Raw genomic sequence first — 11,443 nt, 5'->3', positions numbered from 1 at the left:
TTATCTTGTCAATAACTTTTTTAAAGTTTTGGAACCTTTTCAAGTTTGTGGCAAGTCTGTTAAGACAACTTTTATATTCTAACACCCAATTTAGTTCTTGTCAATAGGGTTTTTGAAAAAAATAAAGCAGTACAATCATGTACTGCTAAATAAATTATTTAAAAATTTCTTTTACTTGCATTATAACCATATTTTTCAATGAAATCTTGGCGAAACTCAAGTAAATTGTCATCTATAATAGCTTGTCGTACCTTGGCCATTAAATTTACCAAGAAGTAGAGATTATGGTAACTTGTCAGGCGAATTCCAAACGTTTCATCTGCTTTCAACAAATGTCTCACATAAGCACGTGTGTAATTCTTACATGTATAACAATCACACTCAGGATCTATAGGGCTAAAATCTTCTGCATACGCCGCATTTTTAACCACGAGACGCCCTTGACTCGTCATACAAGTTCCGTTTCGAGCAATTCGAGTTGGAAGAACACAATCATACATATCAACGCCACGGATAACACCATCAATTAAACTATCTGGTGCTCCTACACCCATAAGATAACGTGGTTTATTCTCAGGAAGCAAAGGTACAGTAAAGTCTAGAACCGCATTCATCTCTTCATGAGTTTCTCCAACCGCAAGACCTCCAATTGAATAACCTGGAAAATCCATAGAAACCAAATCCTGTGCAGATTGTCTACGAAGGTCTTCAAAACCTGCTCCCTGCACAATTCCAAATAGGCCTTGATCATGTGGGCGACGGTGTGCTTTTAGCCCTCGTTCTGCCCAACGACTTGTCCGTTCAATAGAATTTTTCACATAATCGTATGGTTGGTAAAATTGAGGACATTCGTCAAAGCTCATCATAATATCTGAACCGAGATTGTTCTGAATCGAGATCGCTTTTTCAGGAGATAAAAACATCTTACTTCCATTAAGGTGATTTTTAAATGTTACACCTTCTTCAGAAATATTGCGTTTTTCTGCCAATGAATAAACTTGGAAACCACCGCTATCTGTAAGAATCGCTTGGTCCCAATTCATGAATTTATGGAGTCCTCCAGCTTTAGCAACGAGCTCATCACCAGGTCTTAGCCATAAATGATAGGTATTGGCCAAAATAATCCCTGAACCCATCTGTTTTAATTCTTCAGGAGATTGCGTTTTTACTGTAGCTTGGGTGCCTACAGGCATAAACATCGGCGTTGGAAAGGTCCCATGAGGCGTGATAATTTCCCCCAGGCGTGCTCCTGTGTGTTTTTCTTTCTTTATAAGACGATATTTAATAGGAAAATCAGTCATTTATACTCCTTACATTAGGAAAAACAGTCCTAAGTATTTTTTAGTCAGTGGTCATTATACACAACCGCTTTAGTTTATCAAAAATTACAAGAATTGTCAGCTCTATATTTTCAAACTCTCGATGAATAGCATCAAACATCAACACTAACATTCATAGCAAACAAAAAAACAACAGTCTCGAGCACTGTTGCTTTCAATAATGTCTTAAGCTGAAAGAACTTTACGTCCTTTACGACGACGAGCTGCAAGAACACGACGTCCATTTTTAGTTGACATACGGTGACGGAATCCGTGTTTACGTTGACGACGGATTTTACTTGGTTGATAAGTACGTTTCACGTTGAATACCTCCTGATAGATTTTCGTATTCGTTTAGCCGGCTATTTTTGATCAGTTACTAAACATACCATACTATTTTATAGCAATAGCTTAATCTTGTCAAGAATTACTTAGATATTAATTTTATTATATCTTTGAAACCCTTAGGCTGGTGATAATTGTAGACCACATTACTATCCCTATATCATCGCTTGCTCATAACGTTCTTGCTATTTTAGCTATTTTCTTGAGCACCTCTTTTCGCTTATGGTCACCCATATACTCAACAGGTGAAACCTGGGTAACTTTGACTGATTTAATACCACAAGGTTTTAGGACTTGAAATTTTAGAACTTTGCTATAATCTTGAACTAAAGGTAGAATAATTTTCGGTGTATTGTGGGTTGTAATAATCCAAGCTTTCCCAGTCAGATAACCATCCAATCCACGGGGTGTATTTTCATAGGCAAAACCAGCAACAAAGACGCGTTCAATAAATCCTTTCAAGATAGCCGGCATTCCACTCCACCAAATTGGAAAAATAAAAATCAACTGATCTGCCCAAATTATTAAATCTCGATAGTCTTTCATAGCTACATCGTGCGCTAAGTCTCTTCTCCTATGCGTTGTATCAAAGCGTAAAACAGGATCGAACCGCTCTTTATACAAATCTAGAACCTTTAACTCATGTTTAGACGATAAATTCTCCTTGACTGTCTCTAGTATAGAGGCATTGTACCCCTTGTCGTTTGGATGTGCGTAGATAATTAAAGTTTTCATTGTTTAGCTCCTTTAACGTAGATGTCTAACATAGTACTAACAGTCTCTTTAATAGTGTTACTATTGAAATTATCACCAATAGGACTCCTTACCAAAACAGCTAATCCAGTAATAAAACTCCAGATATGAACTAATATTTCTGTCTCACTACCAGAAATGTTCATTTCACTTTTTAGCTTCAAAACCACACTCTTAAAGTGCTCAAATCCTGGTAAATGGGCATTAACAGAGATACTGTTCTGGGTTAGTTCCATATAATTGAAAGGAAACTTAATAAATAAGGCCTCAAAACTGTTTGTTTCTTTTTGAGCAAATTCCACAAAATTACACCCCATTAATACTAAGTGATCCCTTACATCAAGAGGAGAGTCTATTCCTTGTGTCAGATACTTCAAAAAGATCTCGGATAAACGCTCTAAAACTACCTGAAGATATACACCCTTATTTTCAAAGTGCTTATAGGGTGCTCCATGGGTGATCCCGCATCTTTGAGCCACCGTTCGGATAGATAGTTGATCAATCCCTCTTATTCTTATCTCCTCAATTCCAGTTGTGATTAACTTTTCCTTCAATTCAGCAGTATTACGTTTCATTTTGACTCCTATTTGCATATTAGTAGACAGCGATTACTTTTTATTAAAGTATACACCGTCTACTTTTGATTGTCAAAAAAACTAGCCTTCAATTAAGACTAGTTTCTGTAAGCAATAACGCTATTCTAATTATACTTTTGTCACAACAACGTAACGATTAGGATCGTCCCCTTCCGAGTGACTTTCAACCCCTTCAATTTGAGAAAGTGCCTTATGGATAATTTTTCGTTCGCTATTCGTCATTGGATCCATAACATACTCTCGGCCTGTTTCTTTTACTTTAGCTGCTGTTTTTTCTGCTAAATCAATCAAAGTCTCTGTGCGCTGCTCCAAATAATCACGAACATTAAGAACAACACTAAAGCGTTTAGAATGACAATCGTGCAAATAATTTTGCGCTAAAAGTTGTAAAGACTTGAGAACCTTGCCATGATAACCGATAACACGACCAGGCTGGTCTGTTTCAATCTGAATGATAATATTGCGACGATTGTGACTAACCTCTAGGCTAGCATCAACATCCATTTCATAGATAATTTTTTCGAGATAAGATAAAACATCATCTGCAGCTGCTTGAATATCTTCTAAATTATTTTCAGAAGAATCATCCGAACTAAACTCAGATGCCACAAAATCACTGAAATCTCCTTCTGGAGTTTCCAAAGTCTGAACTTTAGCGATTGATTCTAGTTGAGGTTCAAGCGAACTTGCCATAAATTCTGTAGCATCCTCTTCTGATGACTCACGTTTAACAGATAGAGGAATAATTGTTGCCTTTGGTTGCTCCTGTTTATTATCTAGCAGCTCTTCACCAAGGTGCTCTGTAGACACTGGTTGCTTTAAGTTTTCTTGTGTAATTTCCTTATTATCTGAAACCGTAACGAGTTTTGTCACTTTATTGAAAGCAATCGTTTCGTCTTTTGGACTTGCGACAGAATCGTCGAATTGTTTTATAGCATCAGGAGCCACTTTAACGGTGTTTTGATCTGCTTCATGAGCTATCTTTTCATTTATTGGTTCAACGCTAACTCGAGCTGGCTTCTTTCCGAACCCTAAAAAACCTTTTTTCTCACGAGAAATAACCTTAATATGAGCCTTCATACGGGGTAAATTAAGATCTTTCAAACCTTTTTCAATAGCTTGTTCGACTGTTCGTCCAGAATAGACAACCATAATAAGCCTCCTTATTTACGTTTATGCGCCTTTTTCTTGGCACGACGAATCTTAGCTTTACGTTCTTTTTCTTCCGCTTCCAAACGATTACGCTCTTCGATGATTTTAAACGGATTATTAAAAACCAAAATCTGAATAACTTGGAAGGCGTTTGAAACCGCCCAATAAAGTGCTACCCCTGAAGAAATCTGAGTTCCAAACCAGAAAATAAAGATTGGAAGCATGATATTCATAACAAGAAGCATTGCACTACGATCTTTAGCTGCCTTATTGGTCAACCAAGTTGAAAGGAAGGTGAAAGCAGCCGCCAAAATCGGAAGAATAAAGTAAGGGTCTTTCTGACCTAGGTCAACCCAGAGGAATGTTCCTTCTCGCAATTCTGGCACTCGCGTGAGTGCTCCATAAAGAGCCATCAAAATAGGAAATTGAATCAAGAGAGGAACAAAGCTTGCGTAAGGATTTACACCATGCTCTTTATAAAGATCTTGTTGTGCATAAGCAAGAGCTTCACGATTCTCGCGTCCAGGATACTCACTCTGCAAGCGACGTAACTCTGGCTGCAACTCTTGTAGTTCACGGCTTGACTTAATTTGGCGATTATAAAGAGGAATCATTACCGCACGAATTAAGATCGTGAAAATGATAATCCCTAATCCAATGGAACCTCCGAATGAGAGCCCTTGAATAGCCTTCCCAAACATTAAAATGAGACGTTCCCAAAGGCCTGTAGAATGACTTGTAACATCACTTCGTCCACATGCGGACAAAAGTAAGAGAACTCCTGCACCTAAAACAGATAAATTAAGTTTTTTCTTCACTAAAAACTCCTTTTTAATACGATAAAGAACTGCTTGCTTCCATTCATTAAGACTATCTCAAAAATCAGGAATGATCTTAGTTTATCCTACAATGTAAAGAAGCAAAATAATTTTCTAGTCCTTATATAACTTTGCTATTTTTAAGACATGAACGAGATTGCTATAAATGTCTTGATAACTTAAGTCTTCGACACCTTTACGAGCAATAACGACAAAATCTTGATGTTCTAACTGAGATGACATGTCCATCAGTGCATGTCGTAGACGACGTTTTACCCGATTCCGAGTAACCGCATTACCAAGACGCTTACTGACCGACAAACCTACTCTAAAATGAGGTAGATCACGATCCAGACAGTAGACAACAAATTTTCGATTAGCAACACTGTGTCCCGCATCAAATAATGCTTTAAAGTCTTTCTCTTTCTTAACGCGATAAGATTTTTTCAAAATACGACTCCAAACTCAAAATTAGTACTATTATATCATAAATAGCAAAAAAGCCCAAAACCTTATGGTTAGGGCCTTAGAGACTTATTTTTTTAGAGCTTTTTGAGCTTCTTTGATTTGCCATTTAACCTGGTCAAAACCAGTTCCACCAAGGGAATGACGACGTTCAACAGCTGTATGAGATTTAAGCGTCTCATAGATGTCCTCTTCAATTAAATCCGAAACTTCTTGATAACGTTCGAGAGGAACATCCTGAAGATAATAACCAGCTTTGGTACACTCAAGGACAAGTTTTCCAACAATCTCATGTGCTTCACGGAATGGAAGTCCTTTAGACGCAAGATAATCAGCCAACTCTGTAGCATTTGAAAAATCTTTCTCTGTTGATTCTGCCATATGCTTGTCGTTAACAGTCATTGTATTGAGCATACCTGCGAGAATATCAATAGCAACAGTAATCGTTTCTACCGTATCAAACATACCTTCTTTATCTTCTTGGAGATCTTTATTGTAGGCTAAAGGTAATGACTTCATCACAGTCAATAATCCAATCAGATTGCCATAGACACGACCTGATTTTCCACGAATTAGTTCTGCCATATCTGGGTTTTTCTTTTGAGGCATAATGGAAGAGCCTGTTGAAAAAGTATCTGATAGAGTCACAAACTTAAACTCGTTAGAACACCAGTTAATGATTTCTTCACAAATACGTGTCATATGCATCATTAGAATACTTGAGTTTGACAAGAATTCGAGAATAAAGTCACGATCAGAAACAGCATCCAAGGAATTGCTATATGGATTTGCGAAGCCCATTAAGTCAGATGTCATATTACGATCAATTGGGAAAGTTGTTCCTGCCAGTGCAGCAGCTCCAAGTGGAGAAATATCCGTATGCTTGATATTAAATTCAAAACGTTCGGCATCACGTGTAAACATGTTGTAATAAGCCATCAAGTGGTGACCAAAAGAAATCGGTTGTGCATGCTGCAAGTGGGTGTAGCCTGGCATAATTGTGTAGGTATGTTTGTCTGCTAGGTTGACTAAAGTACCACGTAAATTATCAAGCTTCTCAATAACTTCCACTAATTTAGCTTTCAGATACAAGTGCATATCCGTTGCCACTTGGTCGTTACGTGAACGTGCTGTATGAAGTTTTCCCGCTACTGGTCCAATTTTAGCTGTTAAAAGGCTCTCCATATTCATATGAATATCTTCATTGGAAACATCGAATTCTAGTTTACCAGCCTTATATTCCTCAAGCAGCTCTTCCAATCCCTGTTTAATTTGTAAAGCTTCCTCTTTGGTAATAATTCCTGTCTCACCAAGCATAGTGACATGGGCAATAGACCCTTTAAGGTCAAACTCTGCCATCTTTTGGTCAAAGGAGATTGAAGCACCAAATTCTTCTACCCATTTTTCAAGACTAGCTTCGAACCGACCGCCCCATAGTTTATGATTTTCTGCCATAGTTTTATTTTGAAGATTTCCCTACACTGAGATAATCTTCCATCCTTTCTTAATACTTATAACAAGTAACGACCTCTTGGGTCACAATAACTTAAATGAAAAAAGCTAGATAGTATTTGTCTAGCTTAATTTGTCTCTCTGGACACTTGTTTTCCTAAATCCCGATCTCAGTCGTAGTTTATTTAGGCTCGTGACGCTTCTCAGAACGCCTTAACGATAATAATATAAGTTATAAGAAAAGAGTATCAGATGTGGCTCCCTGTCCACTTTTATCTGATATTAAGAATTTTCCTTCTCATATCCTGCTTTTCTTATGAAATCTGTCATTAATTGTCAAACGGATGGTTAACTTGAGAATTTACCTGTGTTGGAAGCCCCCAAAGCTTGATAAATCCAATCGCAGCATCCTGATCAAAGCTGTCCGCTGATGTGTAAGTAGCCAAGTTTTCATCATACAATGAATTAGCTGATTGACGTGCTACAACCTGAGCATGCCCTTTATAAAGTTTGACTTTAGCGATACCATTAACAACTTTTTGTGTTTCCTTAATATAAGCAATGATAGCTTGTGTTGCCGGGCTAAACCACAAAGCATTGTAGATAAGGTTTGACAATTCATTTTCAAGAATTGGTTTGAAATGAGAAACTTCACGTACCAAAGTTAGGTCCTCAATTTCTTTATGAGCTGTCAAAAGCGCAATAGCTCCTGGGCATTCATAAATTTCACGTGACTTGATACCCACAAGACGATTCTCAACGTGGTCGATACGTCCAACACCATGCTTGCCAGCAATAACATTCATTTCTTGGATAAGGTCAGCCAATTTCATTTCTTTACCGTTAAGGGCAACTGGTTTCCCTTCTTTAAAGGTTACATCGACATATTCAGCTTCATCTGGTGCAGACTCTGGTGAATTGGTAATTCCAAAAGCTTCTTCTGGAGCTTGATTCCAAGGATTTTCAAGAACACCACACTCGTTAGCACGTCCCCAAAGGTTTTGATCGACTGAGTAAGGATTATCAAGGTCTGCTGGAACTGGAACACCATTAGCCTTAGCATACTCAATTTCTTCCTCACGAGACCATTTCCATTCACGCACTGGCGCTACTACTTTAAGACTTGGATCTAGGGCAGCAATGGCAACTTCGAAACGAACTTGGTCATTACCTTTACCAGTACAACCGTGAGCGATAGTTGTTGCTCCTGTTTCATGAGCAATCTCAACTAATTTTTTAGCAATGATTGGACGGCTAAGCGCTGAAACCAAAGGATATTTTTGTTCATAGTAAGCGTGAGCCTGAAGTGCTGGAAGTACATAGTCTTCAGCAAACTCGTCTTTGACATCAAGCACGTATGACTCGATAGCTCCAACTGTCAAAGCTTTGTCATGGATGAACTCAAGATCTTTACCCTCACCGACATCCATACAAACAGCGATAACATCGTAATCTTTTTTAAGCCATGTAATAGCGACTGAGGTATCAAGACCTCCCGAATAGGCAAGAATAACTTTCTCTTTTGACATAATATTTTCTCTTTTCTTATATTTTCTTGCGGTTGCTATCTCTATCAACCTTACGAGATTTATTATATTGCATATTTATTCACTTGTCAACAGTTTTTTGTTATTTTTTTATATTTATTTCGCTTTTATTTGTTTTTATTTATTATTTCGACCCAAAAAGTGCGTAATCCTTAATTTTTATTCAATTTTATGCAAAGAATGGTGGAAAATAAAAAAACACTCTTGAAACGATACAAATAGATTCAAAAGCATCTTTAACTATTTATCTTCTAAAATGCCAAAAGGCCTGTACAAAGTACAGACCTTTTGAACAACAGCATCATCGGTAGAGAACACAACAGCAATTTTAGATAGAATGAATGAGGGAAATTATTATGTTTAAGGGACTAACTTAAACCATACATTCTTCTTGCTCTCTAACCTTGATTACATTATAGCATGCAATCCCAAAATGTATATCTTCATTTCCTAAAATGTCGAATTTCACTCACAGAATGTATTTTTTATCCTAATCTGCACTAATCCCCTTAAAAACAAAAAAGGCTTGATTTCTCAAGCCTATTAATTTCTATAAAAAAGATATGTAATTGGACGAGCGGCCAATAAAAAATGGGGATTAGGAAAAAGTTATATAAAAGTACATTATTTATTTTCATAAAGTGTATGTAGATTTCAATAAGATTGACGATGTCTCATTTCCGAATCACATATCTTGATTATATAATAACTTTTTTCAATTTAATTGTCTACACGATTTCATAGAATGTCGTTTTTTCATCCTGAACTGCATTTTTTTTTAGTTATTTTTTTATAAATCTCTAAATTCCATCACTAAAGGACATCTATTTTGTGTTTTTACAGAATTTGCTCACCTATAAGATAATCAATCACCTATAAAATAAACACATGCTTTTTTAGACTAAAAAGAACATTAGTCGATGACTAATGTTCTTTTACCTCTGACCATTTTTTAAGCAAGGCCTTCATTTTCAAACGTGAAACTGGACAAGAATCGCCATTCTCAAAGTAAATCATCAACTGACTCTTATCAATACGAGAAATATTATCCAAATTAACTAAAAACGAACGATGACAAGAAAAGAGTTTTTTATTCACCGAAGTAATATCTCCAAGATTGGCATAAAACTCCAAACGCTCTGTTTTGGTAATCAGCATCACCTTATGAGGTGTCACAGCAGTCGCAAAATAATAAATATCTCTCATAGGGACTTGAATTCGAGACTGTGCTGTTTCAAACACAAATATCTCATCATCATCCACATCTCCAACTTTTTGATTTACAAAAGTCAATGTTTGTTTTAGTTGTTGTTTGAACTCTGCATTAGAGACTGTCTTATCAATAAAATCTAACGCAGAAACCTTGTATTTAAAACTAATAGGTGCAAACTCTGAGTGAGTTGTCACAAAAATAATAACCGCATTAGCATCTTGTTGGCGAATTTCTGAGGCTACCTCTAGCCCCTTCTTTCGCTCACCATCAATATCAATATCCAAAAGGAAAACCTGATGGTTACCCTTCTCGTTGATACTGGACAATAGTTTGTGGGGTTTAGAAAAAACTTCAAGTTTTCGTACGGAAAACGTGCCCTCTGAAACCAATTCTCTGATGATGTCACTAATACGTGTTTGCTGCATTAAGTCATCTTCTAAAATGTAAATATTCATATTAGGGCCTCATTTCTAGTATTTGCATCATTTTATGATTCTGACTACGAACAGAGAAGGACGTATTCGGATAACGTTCCAAGATATCTTGAACAGCATTAACACCTATACCACCCTCAGGATGAGGAGTCTGGGTACCCATCATTGAAAGTGGAACTTGCTCATCTGCAATTGTACTTTCAATAATAAAACTCTGGCAATCTTCTTCATCAAAATAGGCCAGACTAATGAAACCCTCACTGGCTTTACGAGCACCATCAATAGCATTATCCATGAGGTGACCCAAAACTACAGCTAAATCTAAATCAGTTAGATAGCTATGGGTCACTGGATCTGGAATCTCTGCATGAATATTGAGTCGATACATCTGAGCTTCATGATATTTTGATGAAAGTAGACTATGAATACTTGGGTTTTGGATATTATCCAAATCTGTGACCTGAGTCGAAAAGCTGTGCTGATCTCGATTGACATAAAGATCAACTAAATCTTTTTTGTAAGAACGAATATCTCCTGTTCTTTCGATATCTCTCAAATTATTAAGCAGAAAATTATAGTTAGAGCGAACATGCATCAAGTCTCTATACAAACCTTCCACCCTAGTATTCTCGCGCTTCAAATCATCAAGATAGTTGGCTTGCTTCATCGCCAAATCCTGCTCTATTTTTTCCTTAGCAAACTGGTTCACAGCTCCTAATACAAAGAGGAGTAAGTAGAGATATCCCATTACCAATGGTACACGAAACCTACTCTCAAGATGTAACTCTGGAAAATAAGTATCAAATGTCGACACCAAAAAGATAACTAAATAATAAAGCAAAAGAAGCATGTTGACCAAACCCAGACGGTTCTTTTTTTCTTGTTGGGCAGCAACTTTCAAGATATCTGTAAAATCTAGACGTAAAATAAAATCTACTATTCTGACCGTCAACATGACAAAGGAAAGTGGTACCATAGACCACCAAATATTGTTGTTTAAAGTAGCAGCAGTTATGCCAAGTATCGGCGGGAAGAAGAAGGTAGCCAAAAAACGTCTTGCCAAATCGACTAGTACCACCGGGTAAAAACCTAGAAAAAAGCGCTCTACAGAAGTGACACTTTTATTCAGTTGGTAACTAAACGTCAATGTTACAATGGCTACTAAGGGAGGTACTATGCCTATGTAACGTCCAATAAGTTGTCCCCAAATGCATAGAGCAACATCAAATAACAAATAAAGCATACGATTTTTAAGATTAGTGTTTTGCCCACCAATACGTAAGTAGATATCCCAAATGATGACAAACATCAAAATTTGAAATAAGATGTTACCCAGCATAGTTATCCCC

Annotated in this window: 11 protein-coding genes; all 11 read right to left on the bottom strand. The window is 36.9% G+C overall.

Going from position 1 to position 11,443, the window contains the following annotated elements:
• Positions 1-158 precede the first annotated feature (158 nt).
• The 11 genes from tgt to H7U04_RS08515 all read right to left on the bottom strand — a co-directional run bounded on the left by tgt (position 159) and on the right by H7U04_RS08515 (position 11,433).
• A complete protein-coding gene (tgt, locus tag H7U04_RS08565) occupies positions 159-1,301 on the bottom strand; it encodes a tRNA guanosine(34) transglycosylase Tgt (RefSeq protein ID WP_037600045.1) in 1,143 nt (380 codons plus the stop codon).
• 204 nt (positions 1,302-1,505) lie between these two features.
• On the bottom strand, positions 1,506-1,640 hold the full coding sequence (gene rpmH / locus H7U04_RS08560; protein ID WP_002885866.1) for a 50S ribosomal protein L34: 135 nt from the start codon (positions 1,638-1,640) through the stop codon (positions 1,506-1,508).
• A 195-nt stretch (positions 1,641-1,835) separates the two neighbouring features.
• Positions 1,836-2,399, bottom strand: coding sequence for an NAD(P)H-dependent oxidoreductase (locus H7U04_RS08555; RefSeq protein WP_073690051.1), 564 nt, complete (start codon positions 2,397-2,399; stop codon positions 1,836-1,838).
• Positions 2,396-2,992, bottom strand: a complete 597-nt coding sequence (locus H7U04_RS08550) for a TetR/AcrR family transcriptional regulator (protein ID WP_073690050.1) — start codon at positions 2,990-2,992, stop codon at positions 2,396-2,398. The genes H7U04_RS08555 and H7U04_RS08550 overlap by 4 nt, the downstream gene beginning before the upstream one ends.
• 129 nt (positions 2,993-3,121) lie before the next feature.
• Positions 3,122-4,165, bottom strand: coding sequence for an RNA-binding cell elongation regulator Jag/EloR (jag, locus tag H7U04_RS08545; RefSeq protein WP_110980826.1), 1,044 nt, complete (start codon positions 4,163-4,165; stop codon positions 3,122-3,124).
• A gap of 11 nt (positions 4,166-4,176) precedes the next feature.
• Entirely contained in the window at positions 4,177-4,983 is an 807-nt protein-coding gene (locus H7U04_RS08540; protein WP_064523431.1) for a membrane protein insertase YidC, read from the bottom strand.
• Positions 4,984-5,097: 114 nt separating this feature from the next.
• The gene (rnpA, locus tag H7U04_RS08535; protein ID WP_002891957.1) at positions 5,098-5,433 is read right to left on the bottom strand and encodes a ribonuclease P protein component; all 336 of its coding nucleotides are present in this window, start codon (positions 5,431-5,433) and stop codon (positions 5,098-5,100) included.
• An 84-nt stretch (positions 5,434-5,517) separates the two neighbouring features.
• Entirely contained in the window at positions 5,518-6,903 is a 1,386-nt protein-coding gene (gene argH, locus H7U04_RS08530; RefSeq protein WP_037600057.1) for an argininosuccinate lyase, read from the bottom strand.
• 326 nt (positions 6,904-7,229) lie between these two features.
• The gene (locus H7U04_RS08525; RefSeq protein ID WP_037598503.1) at positions 7,230-8,429 is read right to left on the bottom strand and encodes an argininosuccinate synthase; all 1,200 of its coding nucleotides are present in this window, start codon (positions 8,427-8,429) and stop codon (positions 7,230-7,232) included.
• 942 nt (positions 8,430-9,371) lie between these two features.
• Positions 9,372-10,115, bottom strand: coding sequence for a response regulator transcription factor (locus H7U04_RS08520; RefSeq protein ID WP_073690048.1), 744 nt, complete (start codon positions 10,113-10,115; stop codon positions 9,372-9,374).
• Between the two features lies 1 nt (position 10,116).
• Positions 10,117-11,433, bottom strand: coding sequence for a GHKL domain-containing protein (locus H7U04_RS08515; protein WP_073690047.1), 1,317 nt, complete (start codon positions 11,431-11,433; stop codon positions 10,117-10,119).
• Between the last annotated feature and the right edge of the window lie 10 nt (positions 11,434-11,443).

The organism is Streptococcus sp. 22.1, assembly GCF_016648645.1.
In the GTDB taxonomy this organism is placed as follows: domain Bacteria; phylum Bacillota; class Bacilli; order Lactobacillales; family Streptococcaceae; genus Streptococcus.
This window is presented reverse-complemented; position numbering and strand designations above follow the sequence as displayed.

Bases quoted from the DNA above. Each gene is read 5' to 3' on its own strand.
- jag (WP_110980826.1), bottom strand. From the start codon at position 4,165: ATGGTTGTCTATTCTGGACGAACAGTCGAACAAGCTATTGAAAAAGGT.
- H7U04_RS08515 (WP_073690047.1), bottom strand. From the start codon at position 11,433: ATGCTGGGTAACATCTTATTTCAAATTTTGATGTTTGTCATCATTTGG.
- H7U04_RS08525 (WP_037598503.1), bottom strand. From the start codon at position 8,429: ATGTCAAAAGAGAAAGTTATTCTTGCCTATTCGGGAGGTCTTGATACC.
- H7U04_RS08550 (WP_073690050.1), bottom strand. From the start codon at position 2,992: ATGAAACGTAATACTGCTGAATTGAAGGAAAAGTTAATCACAACTGGA.
- H7U04_RS08520 (WP_073690048.1), bottom strand. From the start codon at position 10,115: ATGAATATTTACATTTTAGAAGATGACTTAATGCAGCAAACACGTATT.
- tgt (WP_037600045.1), bottom strand. From the start codon at position 1,301: ATGACTGATTTTCCTATTAAATATCGTCTTATAAAGAAAGAAAAACAC.
- argH (WP_037600057.1), bottom strand. From the start codon at position 6,903: ATGGCAGAAAATCATAAACTATGGGGCGGTCGGTTCGAAGCTAGTCTT.
- H7U04_RS08555 (WP_073690051.1), bottom strand. From the start codon at position 2,399: ATGAAAACTTTAATTATCTACGCACATCCAAACGACAAGGGGTACAAT.